General features: G+C 41.0%; 20 protein-coding genes and 1 pseudogene. 14 read left to right on the top strand and 7 right to left on the bottom strand.

All coding sequences use genetic code 11. From position 1 onward, the window contains the following. The first annotated feature begins 182 nt into the window (after positions 1-182). A pseudogene (gene tnpB / locus IEV91_RS05180) lies at positions 183-1,297 on the top strand (IS200/IS605 family element RNA-guided endonuclease TnpB). An 85-nt stretch (positions 1,298-1,382) separates the two neighbouring features. On the opposite strand, the gene IEV91_RS05175 reads toward tnpB, so the two are convergent. The 4 genes from IEV91_RS05175 to IEV91_RS05160 all read right to left on the bottom strand — a co-directional run bounded on the left by IEV91_RS05175 (position 1,383) and on the right by IEV91_RS05160 (position 6,647). Beyond that, entirely contained in the window at positions 1,383-2,492 is a 1,110-nt protein-coding gene (locus tag IEV91_RS05175) for an AbrB family transcriptional regulator (RefSeq protein WP_188496347.1), read from the bottom strand. A gap of 321 nt (positions 2,493-2,813) precedes the next feature. Next, on the bottom strand, positions 2,814-4,019 hold the full coding sequence (locus tag IEV91_RS05170; protein ID WP_188496346.1) for an aminotransferase-like domain-containing protein: 1,206 nt from the start codon (positions 4,017-4,019) through the stop codon (positions 2,814-2,816). Between the two features lie 36 nt (positions 4,020-4,055). Beyond that, positions 4,056-5,555 carry a MocR-like pyridoxine biosynthesis transcription factor PdxR gene (gene pdxR, locus IEV91_RS05165; RefSeq protein ID WP_188496345.1) on the bottom strand — a complete coding sequence of 500 codons (1,500 nt, stop codon included), beginning with the start codon at positions 5,553-5,555 and terminating at the stop codon, positions 4,056-4,058. A gap of 786 nt (positions 5,556-6,341) precedes the next feature. Continuing rightward, positions 6,342-6,647, bottom strand: coding sequence for an iron-sulfur cluster assembly accessory protein (locus IEV91_RS05160; protein WP_188496386.1), 306 nt, complete (start codon positions 6,645-6,647; stop codon positions 6,342-6,344). Between the two features lie 307 nt (positions 6,648-6,954). On the opposite strand from IEV91_RS05160, the gene IEV91_RS05155 reads away from it, so the two are divergent. The 3 genes from IEV91_RS05155 (at position 6,955) to IEV91_RS05145 (ending at position 8,775) form a co-directional block, all read left to right on the top strand. Then, a complete protein-coding gene (locus IEV91_RS05155) occupies positions 6,955-7,788 on the top strand; it encodes an AraC family transcriptional regulator (RefSeq protein ID WP_188496344.1) in 834 nt (277 codons plus the stop codon). Positions 7,789-7,883: 95 nt separating this feature from the next. After that, a complete protein-coding gene (locus IEV91_RS05150) occupies positions 7,884-8,291 on the top strand; it encodes an SRPBCC family protein (RefSeq protein WP_188496343.1) in 408 nt (135 codons plus the stop codon). A 121-nt stretch (positions 8,292-8,412) separates the two neighbouring features. Next, on the top strand, positions 8,413-8,775 hold the full coding sequence (locus IEV91_RS05145; protein WP_188496342.1) for a hypothetical protein: 363 nt from the start codon (positions 8,413-8,415) through the stop codon (positions 8,773-8,775). A 73-nt stretch (positions 8,776-8,848) separates the two neighbouring features. On the opposite strand, the gene IEV91_RS05140 is transcribed toward IEV91_RS05145, so the two are convergent. Then, positions 8,849-9,820 carry a phosphotransferase family protein gene (locus IEV91_RS05140; RefSeq protein ID WP_188496341.1) on the bottom strand — a complete coding sequence of 324 codons (972 nt, stop codon included), beginning with the start codon at positions 9,818-9,820 and terminating at the stop codon, positions 8,849-8,851. Between the two features lie 115 nt (positions 9,821-9,935). On the opposite strand from IEV91_RS05140, the gene IEV91_RS05135 reads away from it, so the two are divergent. Next, on the top strand, positions 9,936-10,862 hold the full coding sequence (locus IEV91_RS05135) for an aminoglycoside phosphotransferase family protein (RefSeq protein WP_188496340.1): 927 nt from the start codon (positions 9,936-9,938) through the stop codon (positions 10,860-10,862). Positions 10,863-10,996: 134 nt separating this feature from the next. Further along, the gene (locus IEV91_RS05130) at positions 10,997-11,554 is read left to right on the top strand and encodes an isochorismatase family protein (RefSeq protein WP_188496339.1); all 558 of its coding nucleotides are present in this window, start codon (positions 10,997-10,999) and stop codon (positions 11,552-11,554) included. A gap of 510 nt (positions 11,555-12,064) precedes the next feature. Here the strand turns inward: IEV91_RS05130 and cccB are convergent. Further along, a complete protein-coding gene (gene cccB / locus IEV91_RS05125) occupies positions 12,065-12,418 on the bottom strand; it encodes a cytochrome c551 (protein ID WP_188496338.1) in 354 nt (117 codons plus the stop codon). A 96-nt stretch (positions 12,419-12,514) separates the two neighbouring features. Beyond that, complete coding sequence (locus IEV91_RS05120) at positions 12,515-13,201, bottom strand: hypothetical protein (protein WP_188496337.1); 687 nt, start codon at positions 13,199-13,201, stop codon at positions 12,515-12,517. A 115-nt stretch (positions 13,202-13,316) separates the two neighbouring features. Here IEV91_RS05120 and IEV91_RS05115 point away from each other — a divergent pair, with 115 nt between their 5' ends. The 8 genes from IEV91_RS05115 (at position 13,317) to IEV91_RS05080 (ending at position 22,393) form a co-directional block, all read left to right on the top strand. Next, on the top strand, positions 13,317-14,084 hold the full coding sequence (locus tag IEV91_RS05115) for a gluconate 2-dehydrogenase subunit 3 family protein (protein ID WP_229745415.1): 768 nt from the start codon (positions 13,317-13,319) through the stop codon (positions 14,082-14,084). 23 nt (positions 14,085-14,107) lie between these two features. Next, positions 14,108-15,823 carry a GMC family oxidoreductase gene (locus tag IEV91_RS05110; protein WP_188496336.1) on the top strand — a complete coding sequence of 572 codons (1,716 nt, stop codon included), beginning with the start codon at positions 14,108-14,110 and terminating at the stop codon, positions 15,821-15,823. 36 nt (positions 15,824-15,859) lie between these two features. Beyond that, positions 15,860-16,045, top strand: coding sequence for a twin-arginine translocase TatA/TatE family subunit (gene tatA / locus IEV91_RS05105; protein ID WP_188496335.1), 186 nt, complete (start codon positions 15,860-15,862; stop codon positions 16,043-16,045). Between the two features lie 33 nt (positions 16,046-16,078). Then, the gene (gene tatC / locus IEV91_RS05100) at positions 16,079-16,819 is read left to right on the top strand and encodes a twin-arginine translocase subunit TatC (protein ID WP_188496334.1); all 741 of its coding nucleotides are present in this window, start codon (positions 16,079-16,081) and stop codon (positions 16,817-16,819) included. A gap of 252 nt (positions 16,820-17,071) precedes the next feature. Beyond that, positions 17,072-18,208 carry a radical SAM/CxCxxxxC motif protein YfkAB gene (yfkAB, locus tag IEV91_RS05095; protein WP_188496333.1) on the top strand — a complete coding sequence of 379 codons (1,137 nt, stop codon included), beginning with the start codon at positions 17,072-17,074 and terminating at the stop codon, positions 18,206-18,208. 595 nt (positions 18,209-18,803) lie between these two features. Continuing rightward, on the top strand, positions 18,804-19,655 hold the full coding sequence (locus IEV91_RS05090) for a phosphotransferase family protein (protein WP_188496332.1): 852 nt from the start codon (positions 18,804-18,806) through the stop codon (positions 19,653-19,655). Positions 19,656-19,824: 169 nt separating this feature from the next. Continuing rightward, positions 19,825-21,378: an MDR family MFS transporter gene (locus IEV91_RS05085; RefSeq protein WP_229745414.1), complete on the top strand. Its 1,554-nt coding sequence runs from the start codon at positions 19,825-19,827 to the stop codon at positions 21,376-21,378. Between the two features lie 418 nt (positions 21,379-21,796). Further along, positions 21,797-22,393 carry an AAA family ATPase gene (locus IEV91_RS05080; protein WP_188496331.1) on the top strand — a complete coding sequence of 199 codons (597 nt, stop codon included), beginning with the start codon at positions 21,797-21,799 and terminating at the stop codon, positions 22,391-22,393. The last annotated feature ends 53 nt before the right edge of the window (positions 22,394-22,446 follow it).

The raw sequence follows: 22,446 nt of genomic DNA, 5'->3' as shown, positions 1-22,446 counted from the left end.
TGGTCCTAGTCTTGGAGTGAGTCAGTTCTTTTATCGTTTTCCGACAGAAGACTCCCACTTCTAGGCATAAGAGGGGCGTAGCCCAATGAGTAAGTGGGGATAAATGTCGGTTGGCACTAGCCAAACTTCTTAACCTATAGTATAATAGGAATATACGTTCCTATATGAAAGAGGTGAGAATAATGTTAGTCAACAAGGCCTATCAATTCCGTATCTATCCCAATAAGCACAGAAAATTCTAATGGCTAAAACAATCGGATGCAGTCGTTTTGTTTTCAATCATTTTTTAGGAAAATGGAAGGATACATACAAAGAAACGGGCATAGGATTAACCTACACTACCTGTTCTGCTGAATTAACACAGTTGAAAAAGGAATTGACATGGCTAAAAGAAGTGGACAGCATTGCGCTTCAATCCTCACTGAAACATCTTGCGGATTCGTATACACGCTTCTTCAAAAAACAAAACAAACCCCCTCGCTTCAAGTCTAAAAAGAATAGCGTGCAGTCTTACACAACAAAAGAAATCAACGGAAATATTGCCATTGTTGACCACAAAATAAAACTGCCTAAATTGGGTCTTGTTCGGTTTGCTAAGAGCCGTGATGTAAAAGGGCGTATTCTGAATGCCACCGTTAGGCGCAATCCTAGCGGGAAATACTTTGTCTCCCTTCTTGTGGAAACCGATGTGCATCCTTTAGAAAAAACAGGGTCTTCCGTTGGTGTTGACGTTGGTTTGAAGGCATTGGCTACTTTGAGTACAGGAGAGATATTTTCTCATCCAAAATGGTTTCGTAAACTCGAAAAGAAGCTAGCGAAAGCTCAGCGTATTCTTTCTAGACGTACTAAGGGCGGTTCGAATTGGTGTAAACAACGAATGAAGGTTGCAAAAATTCATGAGCGGATCACCTGTGCACGTACGGACTACCTGCAAAAAATCTCAACCGACATCATCAAAAACCACGATGTGATTGGTATTGAAGATTTGCAGGTGTCCAATATGCTCAAAAATCATCATCTTGCCAAAGCGATTAGCGAAGTCTCTTGGATACAGTTTAGAACTATGCTTGAGTACAAAGCCAAATGGTATGGAAAAAAAGTTATTGTTGTCTCTAAAACCTTTGCCAGTTCTCAAATTTGTTCTTGTTGTGGCTATCAAAATAAAGACGTTAAGAACCTCAACCTTCGTGAGTGGGAGTGCCCTTCATGTGGCACACATCATGATAGAGATATTAACGCAGGACAAAACCTTAAAAATGAAGCACTAAGGCTTCTAACCGTAGGGACTACGGGATAGCCTAATCCATTAGAAGCCGATAGGCTTCCGTACTTAGGAATCCCCCACTTCAAGCCACTCGTAAGAGGGCTAAGTGGTGGGTAGTTCAAGAAATTTTATCTGCTGCTTTATTTTGTAACAACCTTGATTTAAAGATGGCCTTCAACAGCGGAGGGACTGCAATGAAAATAAATAAGGTTCGGAAAAGCTGATAACAGATGACAAATGAGAGATTCGCATGGACTTCTTGCGCAATAATTCCCATTTGGTCCATTCCCCCTGGAGAGAGACTTAAGAAGCTCGTCACCATCGCTATAGCGTGCATTTTTGCTAACAAGAGACTTAAGCCAACGGAACAGGTGATTAAGACAACGCCACTTAGAAACGCGAGTAGAATAAATTTTAACTTTAAATTATTGGGTTTCAGCATAAGGCCAATGTACCCTCCGATCATTAACTGAGAAACATTAATGATAAAGGTCGGCAGTTGTGGTCCGGAAAAACCTGATAGATTTAGGATGATCGTCGCGATCATTGGACCTAATAAAAAGGCGGTAGGAAATTTGATTTTCTTACCAATAAGTGCGCACAGTGTACAGACAATCGCAAACACGATAATGTGAGGAAAGAGACCACCCCAGCTCGCCGTTGTCGTTTGGGCAACGCTTGCGGTTGTGTGTTGTTCGGCGACGCCAAATAATGGACTAAAGACAAGCATAGGGACAAAGAAGATGATCATCATCAGTCTTGAGACTTGCAAGAAAGTCACAACAGTGAGATCAATGCCTTCAAGTTCTTCCGCTAAGGTGATCATTTGGCTAAGACCACCAGGAATGCTTCCCATCATGACAGTCGGAAATTGTATCTTTGATAATTTAGCGACGATAAAGCCAATACCACAACTACAGAGTAGAAGTAGTAGGGTGAATAATACCATCGAGGGCAATTGTTTTCCGATTTCTTTCAACGTTTCAAGTGTAAAGGACAGCCCCACCATGTAGCCGACAATGATCATGCCTGAATCACGAATTTTCTGCGGCCAATAAGGTTTGAGTGTTCTCGAAACCTTTGAGCCTAGTAGGACAAAAATCATCGGTCCGAGCAGCCAAGGGATAGGTAAATGAAGACATTTAAAAATAAAGCCACCGATAATAGCAAGAACACATGTAAATAGCAGTTGAATCCACTTGTTTTGGCTCAAACGAGAGTTGTTCATTCAATCACTTCTTTTCATTAGATGCTGCGCCAGTCTCTGAATCACGTTCTTAAAAAATTCACACTATCCCTAGTATACTATTTTATGAGAGGCCGTTAAAAGGAAAATGAAATCATTTTAAATGGCAAGGGTATAAAATTTTGGTCATTAAATAGGTGTTGATCTCCGCGTTAGGCCGCTCGTACGGGGAGTCGGCTAACTTAGGCTGTGCTTAGCGAGGCGGAAAAGTGTAACCTGGGTTTTCTAATAAACACGGGTCCGTAAGAAAAGTGAAAAGGACCACGAATGGTCCTTCACAGTGCATTATATACTCCTGGATGTTTAAAAGTTTGCCACGTTATCTCCTAATATGGATGTCAGTACAGTCCCTAAGCGCCGCATACCTTCTGTAATTTTCTCTTCAGACATATTGGAGTAATTTAATCGTAATGTGTTTCGTTTTCCTTGATTAGGAAAGAAGGCCTCGCCAGGAACAAAGGCAACATTATTCTGAATGCAAATGTCAAAGACGGCTCGTGCGTCAACCGATTCAGGGAGCTCCACCCAAATAAATAAACCGCCTTCTGGAGAACTGTGCTGGACCTGCATGGGAAAGAACCTCTCGATACATTGAATCATTGTTTGTCTTCTCATCCTGTATACGGCCTTAATCTTTTCAATATGGGCATCAAGGTCAAATAACTCGAGATATTTTGCGGTCAGTCGTTGGGCGAAGCTATCGGTATGCAAGTCAGCGGCTTGTTTAAGCTGGACGAATTTATTGATGAAAACCTCATTGGCACAAATCCATCCAAGACGTAGGCCAGGTGAAAAAATCTTAGAAAAAGTACTGAGATAAATCACACGGTCTTCTGTATCAAAATGCTTGACTGGAGGCAGTGCCTCCCCGGCAAAACGGATGGCCCCATAAGGATTATCTTCAACAATAAGTATGTTGTATTGGTTCGCTAAGGCGACCATTTTTTTCCGTCGGGCAAGACTGAGCGTGCGACCCGTTGGATTTTGAAAATCGGGAATGGTATAAATGAACTTCGCCTGCGGATGCGCTTGGAGTGCTTTTTCAAGTTTTTCCATATTCATGCCTTCCTCGTCCGTTTCCACTTCTACAAAAGAGGCATTATACACTTTAAAGGCATTAATAGCTGCTAAGTAGGTGGGACTCTCACAGATCACGGTATCATGGTCATTCAGTAATAATTTACCGGTTAAATCGAGTCCCTGTTGGGAGCCGCCAATCATTAAAAGCTGATCAATTGCGGTTTCTATACCAATGTCCTTTAGCCTTTGAGCGATCGCTTCTCTAAGTGGAGTATAGCCCTCCGTTGTACTATATTGAAGGGCATCACTGCCAGCTTCGGTTAATACGGCTTCACAAGCAATTTTGATTTCTTCAACGGGAAAAAGTTCGGGTGCGGGGAGCCCGCCAGCAAAAGAGATAACTTCTGGCTTTTCAGTGACTTTTAGGACCTCGCGGATTTCTGAGGCTTCAATATTTTTTGTGCGATCTGAAAATTTATCTTCAAACATGATTTTTTTCCTCCTAATAAATTTTGTGTTTTGAATTTATACAATGGGTCTTGATTCTCTTTTCATCGGGTGATGCTTTCCATGGCTCTTAAGATATGAAACGGATTCTAATAAAATTTCTGTGCCCTTTTTAATTTTCTGATGTGACTCATGAGTAAAATTTAATCGAATAAATTGCTCACCATCGCTTTGTTGTGGATAGAAAACATGACCTGGAATATAACTGACTCCCTTTGCTGCGCAGAGAGCAAAGAGTTCTTTTTGAGAAATCGAAGTCGGGAGTTTACACCAAAGATAAAAGCCGCCTTCAGGAACGATTAAGGGAGTTGCATCTTCGCTTTGTTTTAACACTGACAACATAATGTCTCTTCTTGCTTTATAAATCGGTTTGATGTGATTAAGATGCGGCTCAAAATGTCCATCTTCAAGAAAACGATTTAATAAGACCTGTGCGGGCGTATTCACATGTAGATCGCTTATTTGTTTTAATATTGCGAACTTTTTAAGTATGGGTTCAGGAGCGACAACCCAGCCCACTCGCATTCCAGGAAATAAAACCTTAGAAAAAGTACTGAGATAAATCACATAGCCGTAATGATCTAAAGCATGAAGCGGTAAAGGCTTGTCATTTGTAAAATTCAGTTCACCATAAGGATCGTCTTCTAATATAGGGACTTGGAATTTGTAAGCAAGATCAAGCAGCTCCAATCTTCTTTCCATACTCATAACAGTACCTGTTGGGTTATGAAAGCTAGGTATAGTGTAGATAAATTTAGGCTTATATCGAGCCAATTGGGCCTCCAGAATATCCGTCCGCAATCCCTGCTTATCCAGTGGGATGCCGATAATTTTAGCACCAGCAGCTTTAAAGCGTTGAATGGCTTGTAAGAAAGTAGGTTCTTCTACGATGACAGCATCTCCTGGTGAGAGAAAGGTACGGGCGGCAAAATCGATCCCTTGCATTGACCCGGAAAGAATCATGATTTCCTTCGCAGAAGCTACAATATTGCGAAGGGTCATTAATTGGCTTAAATGCTCTCTTAAAGGATAGTAACCTTCCACTGCACAAAAATTGAATAATTCATGGTGAACACGGTCACTTTGAATGGTTTGCAATGTTTGGATGGGGAAAAGCTGTGGGTCCCCGATACCAGCGGCAAGTGAAATCATCTCACGTTGATTTTCCGTATTTATCATATCGCTTATCGTGTCACTGATGTTGTGCATCTTTTTTTCAAATAAAGGATGCCAAGACAGTGGAAAAACTTGTTTATTTTTTTTCGGGTTCTCTGGTTCAGTCTTTTCTGCCACAATGGTGCCCTTGCCACGATGAGCCTTGACTAATCCTAAGGCTTTGAGTTCGTCATAGGCCTTAATGACGGTACTGCGACTGACATCGTTAATATTAGCAAGTCGCCGCTCTGGCGGAAGGATAAAACCTGCAGGAAGTAGACCAGAAAGAATTTTTTCTTTAATGGCATCTTTAATTTGTTTATACACAGGGGTAGGTAAGTGCTTATCAATGGTTAAACGCATGATTGTCTCCTTGAATATTCACTGATTTCAAAAATATTATTCTCATCATACCACCCTTTTTAAATTTTTAAATAGCCAATTGGATATATCCACTGCAGTCCAATTTAAATATGTGTTCACATCGCTATCAATTAGTAAAAATAAAAAGGATAAGCAACAAAGAATGTTGTTTACCCTTTTTAAAGAATAGAAATGTATAAAATTATGGTCAACAGGACGATGTGGATTTTCCGCTTCAGAACGCTCGCTTTCCTCATGCCCACACGACTAAGGAAAGCTACTAAGAGAGTAATCCTCGTAGAAAAATCGTGTTTTTACGATTTTTTGATGTGGGTAGGGTCGGCGTTCGACGCACCATCGGGGTCCCCGAAAAGTGCTCTTTACTTTTTGGGGTGGTTGAGGTGCTAGCTTCGGCGGTGTCACACGGACGTGACGGTCTTAGCCGAAGTTCCTTAATGACGTGACGATTTTAGCCGATCGACCTTAGTTGCCTCAACTCATTTTGGAATGGACTCTTTGTGTTCCAAAGTATTTATGATTAAAAGTCACCTGTTCCTGCGTCTACTCGTATTACTTCGTCGTCAGCTTTCTCGGAACAACTCGAAGTTCACTCGTGAAGTAACGCTGGTTGCTGTTCCCGATGGAGTCTCGCATCTTTCGCTCCAATCCACTTGATACTGACGAAGCATTTTGGTAAAAAAGCTTTTTAATGCCCAACTGAATGAGGACCGGGCATGCATTTCGCCCGGTTTTTCTAAGAAGTTAAGGTCACAAGCGATCGTTTTCTTAGAAATGATTGGGATGGCCTTTAGAAGGATTGACGATTTGAAATCCTTCCTCGGGCACATAGAAAAATTGAATCCAAACACCGTCAAGGTAATCCTTGTCACGGGTATCTAAGAGGACATCGATGTCTTTATCGGTATGGACAATTTCGTCATGTTCCGTTGGTGTCCCGAAGGTGAGAGCGTAGTGGGCATGGTTGCCATGAATTTCTGTGACGATCACACGAAGCATTTGCCCTTCCGCCTCTTCACTCTCAAGCATTTCCTTCATTATTTTCGCTGCATTTCGGTTGATTTTACATTTCATCATAAAATCACTCTTTCTTTCATCGTTTGTTTTTATTATCCCATATTGAGTAAAAGAAAGCCTGTTCTTTGATTGAATTATGTTTTTGTATACTACGACTTTCTAATGACAAATGATTTTATAGATTATAAACTATTTGATAACTAGAGTCTTTATTTCTTCAATTGTATTTAAGGAATATTTTGGCGGCAATGATAAAGTCTAATCTTCTATGTCTAAAGTAACCAGCATTACTGTATTTTCGATTCGTCGAGAAGCTGCAAATGAATGTCCAAAAAATCTTTATCTTAATTGGAAGTGTTTAAGGATGCATGATTATTTTCCGTTACAACCCCCTCGTTTACAGACGGAGCTTAATGATTCCCATTATCGCTATCATGAATATTTGCCTAGTCCATTCTTAAGGAATATTGTTGCTTGTTATTGGACGGTTGATATTCAAGCAACGGATACGGAGCAATTGCATCGCATTATTCCTGATGGCTGTGTAGATATTATCTTTGATTTACGCTCTCATTCGAGTGGTAAGGGGGCCTTTATTACTGGTCTCATGCCTACTTATGAAGCGATAAGCCGAGAAAATGATTGTTCCTTTTTTGGCATTCGCTTTTTTCTAGAGTCAATTCCGTTAGTCCTTCATTACCCAGTTTCATCCTTTGGCGATAACCGAGTCTTTCTTCAAGAGGTATGGGGAACAGCAGGAAGTTTATGGTCAGAAGAGGTTTTGTCTGTGAATGGAGATATAGCCAAAATGATTGATCATGTTGAATCGAAATTGGAACAGCTGCTTGCACAAAATATTCTAACCTCTGAGCGTCTTGTGGAAAAAGGTATACATTATATGCATGCCTATAAAGGGAATCTCACAATCACCTCTCTAGCTTCAGAACTTAACTATAGTGAACGTCATATTAGAAGAGCTTTTAAAAATGAATGTGGTCTTGGGCCAAAAGAATTATTGGAGATTTTTAGATTTCAATATTTGTTACAGGGTCTTTATCGCTTTTCTGAGCCATCAAAGGGTGCAGTTTGGGCTGGAGGATATGGATACTATGATCAATCGCATCTCATTAAAAATTTTCAACGCTATTATGGTCTTTCTCCATCTCAAGTTTTTAATCAAGGCCTTTCAAAGGAGTAGAATCTGTCCGTTTTTTACAATGATTTTGGGGAGAGGTCGGCTATACTTGTATTAAAGAGAGTAAACATTAGAAGAATAAGGAGTGTGATCTAAAGTTGCAATCTATTTTTAATACTCAATGTGTGAGTATGTCCATTCAACGTCAGCCAAAAGAGGTTTATGACTTTATGTATAACCTCGAAAATTTTCCAAGCTGGGCAACCGCCTTCTGTCATTCCATTAGTTATCGTGACAATGAATGGATTGCCGAGACATCGGAAGGGCCTGTGAAAGTGAAATTTGTAGATAGAAATGATTGGGGAATTTTAGATCATGATGTGGGTCAGGGGGAGAATCAAGTTCAGGTTCCGGTGCGTGTAATCCCTAATGGCAGCGGAAGTGAAGTGATTTTTACTGTATTTCAAGCTCCTAACATGTCACGAGAAGCATTTAAGGAAGATATCGCATTGATTGAAAGTGATTTAAAGCGTTTGAAGCGTGTACTCGAAGAAACATCGAAATAATGGGAGGATCAGCTTCTAGGAGGTAAAGAAATTATAGTTATCCCATGGGCGATAGCACTAATTTGGGGATAAGTGTACCCCTTTTTAAGAGATTGAATAAGATAGGGCGAGGAGGAGTTCTATGTATTCTCATAACCCTAATTACCCCTTTCAATCTGAACAGAGAATGGCACCAAAGCCTTATATTCAATCAAATAAACATAACCTTCAATATGCACATACAGACTATAAAGGGCAACCTTATCCTATTTTCTCCTCTAATGAAGGAGCGGGGAAGGCTGCTCCTCATAGTCGGTCATACCCTTCTGAGTATCATATGCCAAGCCAGGACATATACAGTCGATTGAATCATATTTCTAGTTTGCTACATCAAGTGATTCAACAAAACAACCAATTACTACAATACATTCACGCTCAAGACACGCCTGAACAAAGCCAAACTGTATCCACCCCTGGTGGTGGGACCGTTATTGTCCGAATGTAGAGGAGAGGGGATTTAAATAAAAATAAACTTTGTGTTAACGCTGGTACTTATTGATCAGCGTTCTATTTTTGTCCTAATTCCTTTCGATGTGATGAAGCTTCTCTAAAAGAGACTGCCTTACGCGTGCTTCTTCTTGCTCATTTCCTTTTAATTGCCGATAATGCCCTTCGACTAAAATCAGGAGGAGGCTATAGACCGTATAAAGGTTTAATCGTTCAGTTTCATCGGGAGAAAAAGAGCCGTGCCCATAGCCGTTGTGGAATCCTTTATTGTCCACAACAAAACCAAAAACGAAGTCCATGAGTGGATCGCCAAAAAGTGAGCGTTCACAATCTGTGATTCCGGTGATTTTAAGCGTTTTTGGTTCAATGAAAATATTCCCCCACCACAAATCCCTGTGCACTAAACGCGGTGTTCTAACGGTATCTAAAAATGCCTTTTTACTCTTTATGAGGTTTATCAAATCAGTCCCATCAATGGGCAGTTCAATATTGGCCTCGGCCGCATCCAAAATCAGATCACGGATAAAAGCAATAAAGGCATCCCCCCACGTGTTAAAACGCCGCTTATCTGAAAAAATGTACCCGAAGGAAGCGCCGGTAATGTTATGTATCTTTTTTATCAAAATACCAAGATGTTGATTAATGACATTAAATTCTTCCTGGGTAAGTTGTTCATAGAGCTGATCTAAGGGAACGCCGGAGATGTATTCCATTAAAAAATAGTCGTGATCACAGGGATTCATTCTAGAATGATAAGCATACACTTCTGGTACGGGTATATCGGTTTGTTGCTTCAGTAATTGTAAAACGGCAATTTCGGATTTCATTATATTCCGCTCGCATCTTAGGACTTTCACATTATGAGGAGGGGAAACTTTTAGAACGACTTTAAAGTGATTATCTAGGGTAAGTAAATAGGCGGTATTAAAAAAACCCCCGGTTAATTCCTCTATTGCAAGCGTTCTTGTCTCTTTTCCGAAATGCTCGGTTACAATATTATGGATGTCCTCATTAGAGAGAACGGCTTTTGTGATACTTTTCAAAGAAACACCTCATCATTATTATTTTTATTTTTATAATATTTATTTTATTATGAATAAAGGATTATGGGTAGACCTTACTTTAGAGTTTTAGGATCAAAGGAAGGAAGTTGATTTTTTGAAGTCATTTAAATTGGACATGGGGATTGAAGAGGCTGAAAGAAATCTAGCAGTTTTATTAGGGGAAAGGGTGCAGGATGTTACTTCTATTGAAATGGGAGAATTGAGCAAGGTGTTTAGCTTTAAGTCAAAGGAAGGTGCCTTTGTTGTTCATTTTAGACAGGAAAGTGAAAGCCTTGAAAAGGCACGCTATATATACGGTGCCTATGGGGAGCAACTGCCGATTCCTAGAATCGTGAAGGCTGGGGAGATGGATGGACTCTTTTATACCATTAGTCATAAAGTGCAAGGAACCCCGATGAGTCTTCTTGCTGTACTTGAGCAAGAGCAACTTGTCGATGAAATTGCTCAGCATGTTTTAGCGATCAAGCGCGTACCTATTGAGAAAGAAAAAGGGTTTGGAACGATTTCTCCAACTGGAGAAACTGAGGTGCACACTTGGTTGGAGGCATTAGCGGCATTCTTTCGTGAGGATCAGGAGGGGTTCCACAAAAATTGGACTGCATTATATGAACATAGTTTTTTGGACAAGGGTTTATTTGAAGAAGGGTTTACAGCGATGATGACGCTTGCTCGATGTTCGCCAGATAGGCCCTCACTTGTGCATGGTGATTTCCATTTAGGCAATATGCTAGCAGAAGGGCAAAAAGTGACAGGGATTGTAGACTGGGAAATGGCGATGTACGGTGACTTTATGTTTGATGTTGCCTGTCTACATTTCTGGGCACCACACTTAGGCTTTCCAGAGAAGATCCGTGAAGTCTATTATGAACAAGAGGGCGATATTCCTTATTTTGAAGAACGATTGTATTGTCATATGTTATTTAAGGCGATTGATGGCTTGCGATTTTATGCTAAAAAGGATGATAAACCGAGTTATGACTATATGACACAACGAGTGACTAATATTTTGAAACAAATGTAGATAAATAGCAGGACTTTAATGTGGGAGCAGAGAATGTCTTTTTACGAGAAATGATAGGGGGGCGGTTATTATGAAGAAAAAAATAACAAGATCAGCAAAGGGATTAAACATTTAAAGCTATAGGGGGTTTTTTATTGAAGCAAGCCTTGCTCGTTATTGATGCCCAGCAAGAATTAATTGAGGGCACTGATCAGGAACCTAGTGTTATTAACACGACGTTACTGATCCAAAATATTAATACAGTGATAGAAAAAGCAATGCAGTGGGACTCTCTTATTGTATTCGTCAGAGATCAAGATGTTGCGGGTGGAAAGGGAGAAGGCTTCCAAATCCATCAAGAGATTAAGGTTCCTGAAGTCGCACAGATTTTTGATAAAAAAGGAACGAATGCCTTTTTTGAGACGCCTCTTTTAGGCTACTTAAAGGATCACGCCATCGAACATCTGGTGATTATGGGATGCAAAACAGAGCATTGCATTGATTCAGCCGTTCGGACAGCCACGATCAATGGATTCGATGTGACATTAGTCCATGACGGTCATTCAACGACGGACACGGCCATTTTGCCCGCCGAAAGTATCATCAATCATCACAATGATATCCTTCATGGCCATGATAATATCTATCATTTTTCGATGGTAAGAAAGGCTCGGGAAGAGGTATTTCAACCGATTCATAATGACTATAGATAAAGGCTACGCGCGAAAAAGAGGCTGGGACAAAACAAAATAATGAATACAAATACCGAACAATGCAAGTTCAAAGATTTGGTAGGAAAAGGAGAGCGTAGTCAAAATGCGGAGACTCCAGCGGGAACAGCACGAGTCCGAAGATCCACTTTGGAGCACTAAAAGACCTACTCCAAAGTTAGCTGAGGCCGTGCCCGTGGAAAGCGAAGTATTTTGACGGAGCGATTCGCCTCATACTAAGAATAAAGAAAAATCCGTTCATTCAAAATAGAATGTTCGGATTTTTCTTTGAGTGAAATACTTCTGTCTCAACCTCTTTTTGCAACGTCAGAATTTATAACTTTGGCTTTCGTCATTAAGGCTAGGCGACAACCTTAATGTGTGAAGGCTATGCCTGAACATCAGGCTGTGCTTAACAAAGTGTAAAAGTACAACCTTAATGTATGAAGGCTAGGCCTGAACATCAGGTTGTGCCTAGTGAAGCTGTGAAGTGCAAGCCAAGTTTTCTCTTAGTTATTTCTTGCTTGCCAACCAAGCGGCGACGTTATCAGCGTCGTCTCCTTTAATGAGACCAGCGGGCATTCCGCCACCGCCTTGATTGATTTGTTTTAAAATACGATCCTTTGACATATCTTTTCCGATCGTTTTTAATGTAGGACCGGCTGCACCTTCTAAATTTTTCCCGTGGCAGCTGGCGCAATTTTGTTGATAAACTTTGTTAGCGGCTGTGGCATCAACGCTTGTCTTCGTTTCTGAACTACTGCTGTTTTTATTGTTGTTATCATTATCATTGTTGTCATTACCGCCACAAGCTGTTATCCCTATTGCCAGGATAAAGCCACTAATAAGGACCATGATTTGTTTCATGATATAACCCTCCATGTTGAGATAGTAGAAATTGAAGTCAAATACTGTTTTTAGACCTCATATTCGGTAGAATACCCAAAAAAGCAATATCCAATCTTACTTTGTCATATTCAAAAGTGTCAACAAATCTCTTGAGGCAGCTTCATAAGATGAGGATTCAAGGTCTGCCTTCACTTTTTCAACTAGATCGGGCACTTTGGGATCGGTCGCTGTGAGGATTTTAACATTTCCATTAAACATTTTGCGAATACTTTTACTTGCTTGATCTAAGTTATCGGTACTCACCTCTTTGCCTTCAGTTCCCTGAACCTCGCCCTTCCCTGACATGCCACTTGTGTTACTCAAAAGATGACGTTGGGCATTACTATATTGACTCGAAGTATTTTCAGATTTAGCCCGTGCAAGCACAACGGCATCATCAACAACGAAAACTTTTACCCCGGTAATGCCTTGCCCCTCTAAAATAGACTCAAAATAAGAGGAAATTCCTCCTTCATGAATACCGGAGCTCCCAATTGAACCATAAATGTCTTGGCCTAGACCTTTGTAACTCGACCCATCTTTGTTCGTTGTTCGTGTTTTGTCACTGGTTTCACTTGGGATGATCGAGCTATCGCTTAAATCTTTGTCTTTTGTTCCTTGGTCGGCAACATTGGTTAAGTGAGTGTCAGGTGTACTGTCATTTGCTGATGCACCATTAGGATTCTGGGCTGAGCATGCAGATAATAAGGTTGCTGCACCGAGAAGAGGAACGATCAATACTTTTTTTCCTTTCATTTTCATTCTAAGAACCTCCCTTACTAAGCTAACAAAAGTTACTGGTAGCTTGCCCATTTTTTTTATTCACATGCATGAATATTTTCTTTGGTGACATAATAAGCCGCAGGAGGTGAGCGCTTTGGCAGATGAAAATAATAAGAATGAAAAAGAATTGACAGAAGAACAGAGAATGTCTCGTCGACGATTTATTAAAAATTCTGGTCTAGCCGCAGGTGGTCTCGTGGTAGGCGGTGTTGCGGGCGGTTTAATTCCTTGGGGTGGCACTAAGCATGATAATAAGACGCAAAATGCAGCTCAAAAGGAAACAAGAAAAGATTATAATCATGCTTTGATGTTCTTTACGCAGGCAGAGTTCAAGACAGTTGAAGCTGCTGTGGAACGGATTTTTCCAACAGATGAAAACGGTCCCGGTGCGAAAGACTTAGGTGTGGGATATTACATAGACCATCAATTAGCCGGTTCTTGGGGATTTAATGCGAGAGATTACATGCAACCGCCCTTCTATCACGGAGAAAAATCCCAAGGCTATCAAGGTAGAATGCGAAGACGAGAGATCTTTAGAATTGGTTTAAAAGAGATGCAAAACTATAGCCAATCAAAGTATAAAAAGAATTTTGAGGATCTTACTGAAGATCAACAGGACAAGGTGTTAAAAGATTTTGAAGGAGATAAGGTGAATTTAACAACCATTTCACCAAGCGGTTTTTTTGACATGTTGCGGAGTAGCGTATTGGAAGGAGCCTACAGTGATCCCTTATATGGTGGAAATAAGGATATGGCGGGATGGAGCATGAGGGAATATCCCGGAGATCAAATGGGCTATACCAATATCATTGATAAAGATTTTCAGAAAATCAAACCTCAAAGTCTTCAAGATCACATGTAAAAACTATGAAATGAGGTGAGAGTATGGTGAAAAAGTTACCTAAAGTAGATGTTGTGGTTGTTGGTGTAGGTTGGGGTGGCGGAATTATCGCTTCAGAGCTGACGAAAAAGGGGTTAAAAGTTGTTGGATTAGAACGCGGTGCTGAGAGGCATACGGAGGATTATTATATGGTTCATGACGAATTGCGCTATGCGCTTCGCTACGAACTGTTCCAAGATCTTTCGAAGGAAACGGTGACTTTCCGTAACAATGAAAAAATACGGGCGCTTCCGATGCGCCAATACGGCTCCTTTCTCATGGGGGATGGCCTAGGCGGGGCGGGTGTTCACTGGAACGGCCAAACCTTCCGTTTTCTTCCTTATGACTTTGAAATCCGTAGCCAAACGGTAGACCGTTATGGGAAAAATAAAATTCCTAAAGAAATGACGATTCAGGATTGGGGGATCACCTATGATGAGCTTGAACCCTATATGGATAAATTTGAGAAGATGGCCGGCATCTCTGGTGAAGAAAATCCATTAGGAGGAAAACGCTCAGATAAATATCCGACGGGACCAATGAAGCATTCCCCACAGATGGATATGTTTGAAAAGGCAGCTAAGAAGCTTAACTACCATCCTTATACAGCGCCATCAGCCAATCTATCTGAAGCTTACAAAAATCCGGATGGCATTGAGCGAGCTGCGTGCCAATATTGCGCTTTTTGTGAGCGCTTTGGGTGTGAGTATGGTGCGAAGGCTGACCCTGTAGTTACTGTCATTCCTGTGGCTCAAAAGACAGGAAATTTTGAACTCAGAACCCATTCTAATGTGCGACGGATTTTGCATAAAGGAGGAAAGGCAACAGGGGTACGCTATATAGATACGACTACCGATGAAGAAATCGAGCAACCCGCAGATATTGTTGTTCTTACCGCTTATGTATTTAATAACACGCGGCTCCTGCTTTTATCGGGCATCGGAACACCTTATGATTCCTCAACCGGCACAGGGGTTATTGGTAAGAATTATGCCTATCAAGTGTCACAAGGTGGTGCTACTGGATTCTTTAAAAATAAAAAGTTTAACAACTTCGCCGGAGCAGGGGCTCTAGGCATGGAGTTTGATGATTTTAATGGTGATAATTTTGATCATTCAGACTTGAAGTTTATCCATGGCGCAGGTATTCGACTTTACCAAAGTGGTGAAAGACCCATACAAAATAATAACATTCCCCGGGGAACACCCACTTGGGGTAAGGAATTTAAGCAAAACTCAATAAAATATGCTAACCGAACATTAAAGATTGCTGCTCAAGGTGCTTGTATGCCGCATCAGCATCATTTCCTTGATCTTGACCCGACGTATAAGGACAATTATGGCGATCCTTTGTTACGGATGACTTTTGATTTTGAGAATCAAGAGAGGGAACTTGCGAAATTCATGGCCCAAAAATGTACGGAAGTTATGAAGGAAATGGGGGCAGATCACATTGACACCATGCAAGAACTGGGCCCCTACAACATTACAACCTATCAATCCACCCATAATACGGGAGGTGTCATCATGGGAGATGACTCAGGAACATCTGCTGTCAACAATTACTCGCAAATGTGGGATATGGATAATTTATTTGTGGTCGGTGCATCATCTTTCCCACATAACAGTGGCTTTAATCCGACAGGTACTTTAGGAGGGCTGGCCTATCGTGCTGCAGAAGGGATCCTGAAATATCACAAAAGTGGTGGACAACTTGCTTAAGCGTAAGACATTTTAAGGTTAAAAGGAGGCGGGAACATGCTTTCAAATATCGGTATTCCAGGGCTCATTATTATTTTGGTTATTGCGTTGATTATATTTGGGCCGAAAAAGCTTCCGGAAATTGGATCGGCGTTTGGTAAAACCTTATCCGAATTCAAACGGACGGCCAATAACATCATGAGTGATGACGTGAAGCCAGAGAAGAATTCCCCAAATGAATAATAGGTGGAAGAAAGTGTTAAGGAGGTGAAGCCATTGTCAGAGGATGTATTATCTACAACGGAGGCAGATCAAACGGTCATTGAACATGTGTCTGAGCTGCGTAAAGTATTACTTATTTCGGGGGGAGTTTTTGTCCTCGTGTTCTGCCTGAGCTTATTCACCTTGCCAAAGATTGTTCCTTTTTTAACAAGAGGATATGATGTTGTATTGCTGGGTCCCCAAGATGTCATTCGTTTTTATGCAGGGGTAGCGGGTGTACTAGGGATTGCTTTAACCCTCCCTGTGCTTAGCTATTTGCTGTGGCGCTTTATTAAACCTGCGTTAACTCAGACGGAAAGTAGGGTGGCTCTCACCTATATTCCCTTCATATTTATTAGTTTCGCAGTCGGTGTGGCCTTTGGTTACTTTACAGTCTTTCCTATTGTTTTTCATTTCCTTATGAATCTTGGTGAAATGTCATTCAAAATGGTCGTCACTGCTCGTCAGTATTTTTCATTTTTGATGACTTTAACACTTGCATTAGGTTTACTGTTTGAATTACCCATGACGATGATGTTTTTAACATCCCTTGGTCTTGTTTCGCCTACTAAGCTGAAAAAAATGCGCAAGTCGGCGTATTTAATCTTAGCGATTATTTCTGCGATCATGACCCCTCCTGACTTTATTAGTCAACTTATTGTTCTCGTTCCCCTTGTTTTCCTTTATGAACTAGGGGTGGTCTTATCGACTGTGAGCTTCAAGAAAAAGCTTAAAAGGGAACTACAGTTAACGTAAAAGTCGATGGACGTAAACGTGGGTAGGTAAGCAGGGTAAATCTTAAGAAGGTGACTCTATGTGCAATGATCGAATCTCTCGATGAATTGCCCTAAAGAGTGACCTTCTTTTTTTATTTCATAATCGCTTTCATTTGCAAGATGGGGTGAGCATATCATGAGTTATAGAGTGGAAATCAATGGTCGGTTGGTGCCTGGGTTTTAAGCCTATGGTATGATAAAGGAATGCTGTTTTGGGAAGGGAGATCATAACATGCGAGTCAAAAACCAAACGATGAGTCCCACAAACGATCCGTGGGAAGCTTATCTTGATATCGAACAATATGGGGAAATGCGTCTCACCAATGTCGAATTTACAACAACGACGCTATGCAATATGCGATGTGAGCATTGTGCCGTGGGTTATACCTTACAAGTAAAGGATCCTGATGCGCTACCTGTAGATATGATGATTCGCCGTTTGGAAGAAGTTCCTGATCTGCGTGCATTAAGTATCACTGGCGGGGAGCCGATGTTATCCTTAGCATCTGTGAAAAATTATGTGGTGCCTTTGTTAAAATATGCCCATGACCGTGGTGTTCGGACTCAGATTAATTCTAATTTAACATTGGACCTTAAACGTTACGACTACATTGTACCGTACCTTGATGTCTTGCACATCTCTCATAATTATGGAGGGATTGATGATTTTACGGATATTGGTTTTGGAGCCTTCGAGAAGAAACCGGCCTATGCGGTGCGTGAAAAGTTTTTCAATCGGATGGTGGAAAATGCTAAAGCACTGAGCGAGCGCGGGGTGTTTATCTCAGCGGAGACCATGCTGAATAGCCGAACGCTGCCGCATCTGGAAGCAATCCATGACCAAATTGTTGCAATGGGTTGCAGTAGGCATGAGGTTCATCCTATGTATCCAAGTGATTTTGCGAGTGCCTTAAGTGTCGCGTCCTTAGATGAAATACGTGAGGGGATTCATCGTTTATTAGACCATCGTGATCAAAGTGTATGGATGTTGTTTGGGACCTTACCTTTTTATCCATGTAGTTCTGATAAGAAAGATAGAGAACTTTTGTCTCGATTGTACGGTGAGAAAAATGTCTCAGTGCGCAATGATCCTGATGGAAGATCTCGTTTGAATGTGAATATTTTTGATGGGGAAATAACGGTTACCGATTTTGGTGATATTCCAAGCTTCGGTAATGTTAAAGATACACGACTGATTGACGCCTATAATAAATGGAGACAAACTGCCGAAGCCAAAAGTACGCATTGTCATTGTCCAGCTGTGAAGTGTCTTGGACCGAACATACTTGTTAAAGATACATATTATAAGGACATTGACTTTACCAAACGAAAAGCCTATAACATTGAACCAACAATGACACATATCTAAGGACAGGAAAAAAGGTAAGAAAGTATAAAGTTTCTGGTCATCAGGACGGTGTGGATTTCCGCTCCAGAACGCTCGCTTTCCTCATGCTCACACGATGTGGGTAGGGTCGGCGTTCGACGCACAGGAAGTGCTAGCTTCGGCGGTGTCACACGGACGTGACGGTCTTAGCCGAAGTTCCTTAATGACGTGACGTTTTTAGCCGATCATCCTTAGTGGCCTCAGCTCATTTTGGAATAGTTTATCTGTGTGTTCCAAAGTATTTATGATTAAAAGTCACCTGTTCCTGCGTCTACTCGTATTGCTTCGTCGTCAGCTTTCTCGGAACAACTCGAAGTTCACTCGTGAAGTAACGCTGGTTGCTGTTCCCGAAGGAGCCAGAGCGTCTTCCGCTCCAATCCACTTGATACTGACGAAGCATTTTGGTAATAACTTTTTAATGCCAACTAATAATGAGGACCGGGCATGCTTTTCGCCTGGTTTTTCTTATAGGGAAGAAAGTAAAAGATGCCATTGGGTTGAGCAAAAAAGCTTCCAGATCCCATTAAAATGGGTTATATTCAGTTCAATGAATACCTTGAAAAAGGGAGGGCTTGATTTGCTTGATTGTGAGCTAGAAAAATACTTAATGAAACAATATGGAGCGAAGAAGCTTGTGCGTTTAACGGGTGGATTTACTAATGCCGTGTATTTATTAGAGGCGACGGAACCGCCACTTGTTGTGAAAATTGCGCAATGGTCAAATGGGGATATGGAGAATGAAGCAAATACCCTGAGGTTTTTAAATCAAGGTGCGTTCACACCAGAAGTAAGAGATCTTTTTTCGATGAAGCAGCAACAAATAATTGTGTTTACTTATAAAGAAGGAAAAAATGGACAAGCGATATTGGATACAGGCCATTTCAAAAGCTCAATTGAACTTTTTCATGATATGGGAAAGCTACTAGCGACAGCCATTCATTCGCATCCCTATTCGGGTGAACAACAGGGACTTCGTGTGGCAGACTTTAAAAGGATACGATTTGATTTAAATTATGTCCCCGAGACTTTGATGAAACAAAGTAAGGCATTATTAGAAGAGAGAGGTGCACAGGAGCATCCATGGACTCTGACTCATGGAGATTTTGGGTCTCACAATGTCCTTGCCGATGGCCATCATCTCACCGCTATTGATTGGGAATGGGCAGAATGGGGACCGCCGCTCGTTGATTTAGCTTGGACGTGTTGGAATACGAAGCTGCATTACCCCTCCATTGCCGATCAGCTGAATCAAACCTTTTTACAAGCCTATCAAGCGGAGCGGGACGTTCATTACACCCCGGAATTGATGAAGGTTTATAGTCTGTATAAATTATGGATCATCCTTAATAAGGTGCAAAGTTCCGATGAAGAGACACAACAAAAATGGGTGAAGCGACTAGAGTGGACCCTGCAAACTGAAATCATATGAGAAAAATTTTTAAAAGAGAAGTTTAAGGGAATAAGTGACTAAAGGTGATGAATAGAAAGAGGGATCCTTTTTGATGAGGGCTTGCCGAAACCCGATTTTTCATAGTTCATATTCAGTTCACAAATCCTTTATATAATGTCGTTACAAATTAAATAAGGGGTTTGGTAAAGTGGAAAACATAATGAATAAAGACACCGCGATTCCAAAGCAGCAGGGTCATAAAATTATTGTCATGATTGGATTGATCATCGGATTGATCTTTTCTGAATTGGATGAGACGGTTGTAAATACAGCAATGCCGACAATTATTCGCGATCTTGGTGGGCTATCGCTTTATGGTTGGGTTGCCGGCATCTATATGCTTACGATGTCAGCCTTTATGCCGATTTTAGGGAAAATGGCGGATTTAGTCGGGCGTAAAACGATTTACTTAATCTGTATGGGCTTTTTCATTGGAGGGTCAATCGTCTGTGGTTGTGCAGATTCAATGACTCTGTTGTTAATTGGACGAGGAATACAAGGGGTCGGCGCCGGGGGATTAATGCCGCTTGCGATGACGATCTCAAGTGACCTTTTTCCGGTTGAACAGCGAGCAAAGGTTCAAGGATTTATGGGACCGATTATGTTTATACCGATGTTATTAGGGCCGTTAATGGGTGGCTATTTTGTTGACCAAGTGAATTGGCACTGGATCTTCTTTGTGAATATTCCAGTTGGAATCATTGCCGCATTATTTTTAGCAAGTGGTTTACGTGAAATGAGAGTAAAAAAGAAAGTCATCATCGATTGGGCTGGGGCCTTCCTTTTGATTGCCTCTATCGTTTCTTTGCTCATCACACCGGTCCTTGTGGAAAATGAAGGCTATGCATGGTCATCACCTTTTATTATCGGATTATTAGTTTTAGGGGCACTTTTATTAGGAACTTTCATCTGGGTAGAGTCTAAGGTGAAGGAACCGATCGTCCCATTACATTTATTTAAGAATCGAAATATTTTAGTCTTATCTATTATTGTCTTTGTCGTCGGGTTTGGACTTATGGGTGCTTTCTCATCCTTCCCTTACTTTGCGCAGAATGTGTTAGGATTGACGCCAACAGAGGCGGGATATTTAACCTTACCGATGATGGTCGGGGCGATTGGATCAGCGATGATCTGTGGTTTTCTTCTTACAAAAGTGCGTTATCGTGAATTATTCGCTATTGGTTTTATGATGCCAGTCATTGGCTTCTATCTCTTTGCCTTTCATCTAGGCATCAACACGACGATCGTCGATATCATTATCTTTTTTGTTATATCAGGTTTAGGACTTGGGGTTCTGTTTGGCGGCGATAACTTAATCGTTCAAGAATCCGTTGAAGAAGAACATAAGGGGGTTGCATTGGCGACTGTTCCTTTATTTCAAACCATTGGAGCGACAGTAGGAACGAGTATTTTTGGAACATTGCTATCGTCAACACTTATTTCTAAGCTAAGCAGTTTAGGTGGACAGCTTCCTAAAAGCATGACGGAACACATGAACGATCTTGCGGCAGGGGGGATTCCTGAGGGTTTGCCATCGTCTCTCATGATTACGGTAAAAACAATGTTTGTCGAGTCATTCCAACATATTTATCTCTATTCTTTCTTAGCGATGATCTTAACCTTCATTTTAAGCTGGTTCTTGAAAAAAGAAGTGTTATCCTCGAAACCAAAAGAGGAGAACGAGGCACACATTGAATCTTAATTTATGATTGACCTTGAAGCGCGTTATTCTAGTAGCACCTAGGATAGCGTGTTTTTTTTATAACGTCAGAATGTATAACTTTGAGGAAGACCTTATAAGTGTAACTTTGGCATTCGCCATTAAGGCTTGGCGAGAAGCCAAGTTTTCTAAGATGAGAGCATATAAACCTGAGCGTGATATACTGTTAGAAAAAGCTCACCTAAAGGAGTGATACGATCTTCTGGAGAGGCAGGCATCTTTCTGATAGTGAAACAGTGATCGCCTTAGATGACCGCAATTGACTGTTCATACTTATAATGAGGAACCAGCAACCAAGTCTTTCATAAAATCCCAGATTACTATGAGGTGCTTGTTGCATGGATTAGGCGCTTGAAACAAGGTCTTGATAAGATGTCGAATAACCATTTGAGGTGATACTTTGATTATATGGATCAACGGTACGTTTGGAGCAGGAAAGACAACAACAGCCTATGAACTTCATCGAAGAATAAAGGATGCCTTTGTTTATGACCCAGAACGCTTTGGTTATGTTTTCATGCGAAACGTACCAAAGGAAATCGCAAAGAGTGATTTTCAAGATTATCCGCTTTGGCGAGAAGCGAATTACAAACTATTAAAGCAAGTGGCTGAAGATTATAAGGGTGTCATTATTGCGCCGATGACGCTAACCCATGAGGTCTATTTTGAAGAGATGATTGGTAGACTTAGAGATCAAGGTTTTGAAGTCAATCATTTTACTTTACTCGCTTCCACTCAAACGATAGAAAAGCGTTTAAGAAAAAGATGGGAAGGGAAAAAGTCTTGGGCCTATCAGCAAATGAAGGAGCGACTGGATTGTTTATCTCGGCCGCTTTTTCAAGAGCATATTCAAACCGATAACCTATCTATTGATGAGGTTGTTGAAACCATTGCTGAGCGCATAGGAATACAACTTGAACCTGACAACCGTTCAAGGGTAAAAAAGATCATTGATCGAACAGGAGTATCAATAAAAGAAATAGCTTGGTTTAAATAGGTCTAAAAAATAAGGTGAGAACTAGCAAAAGTAACAGTAGCTAGCGCTCACCT

The organism is Pullulanibacillus pueri (assembly GCF_014639255.1).
In the GTDB taxonomy this organism is placed as follows: domain Bacteria; phylum Bacillota; class Bacilli; order Bacillales; family Sporolactobacillaceae; genus Pullulanibacillus; species Pullulanibacillus pueri.
Note: the sequence above shows the minus strand (reverse complement) of the source record. Positions and strands in the feature narration are given on the sequence as shown.

What these genes read in the sequence shown, in the direction of transcription:
- tatA (WP_188496335.1), top strand. Translation starts at nt 15,860, where the DNA reads ATGCTTTCAAATATCGGTATTCCAGGGCTCATTATTATTTTGGTTATT.
- IEV91_RS05175 (WP_188496347.1), bottom strand. Translation starts at nt 2,492, where the DNA reads ATGAACAACTCTCGTTTGAGCCAAAACAAGTGGATTCAACTGCTATTT.
- IEV91_RS05110 (WP_188496336.1), top strand. Translation starts at nt 14,108, where the DNA reads ATGGTGAAAAAGTTACCTAAAGTAGATGTTGTGGTTGTTGGTGTAGGT.
- IEV91_RS05145 (WP_188496342.1), top strand. Translation starts at nt 8,413, where the DNA reads ATGTATTCTCATAACCCTAATTACCCCTTTCAATCTGAACAGAGAATG.
- yfkAB (WP_188496333.1), top strand. Translation starts at nt 17,072, where the DNA reads ATGCGAGTCAAAAACCAAACGATGAGTCCCACAAACGATCCGTGGGAA.
- IEV91_RS05120 (WP_188496337.1), bottom strand. Translation starts at nt 13,201, where the DNA reads ATGAAAATGAAAGGAAAAAAAGTATTGATCGTTCCTCTTCTCGGTGCA.
- IEV91_RS05155 (WP_188496344.1), top strand. Translation starts at nt 6,955, where the DNA reads ATGCATGATTATTTTCCGTTACAACCCCCTCGTTTACAGACGGAGCTT.
- pdxR (WP_188496345.1), bottom strand. Translation starts at nt 5,555, where the DNA reads ATGCGTTTAACCATTGATAAGCACTTACCTACCCCTGTGTATAAACAA.
- IEV91_RS05170 (WP_188496346.1), bottom strand. Translation starts at nt 4,019, where the DNA reads ATGTTTGAAGATAAATTTTCAGATCGCACAAAAAATATTGAAGCCTCA.
- IEV91_RS05160 (WP_188496386.1), bottom strand. Translation starts at nt 6,647, where the DNA reads ATGAAATGTAAAATCAACCGAAATGCAGCGAAAATAATGAAGGAAATG.
- cccB (WP_188496338.1), bottom strand. Translation starts at nt 12,418, where the DNA reads ATGAAACAAATCATGGTCCTTATTAGTGGCTTTATCCTGGCAATAGGG.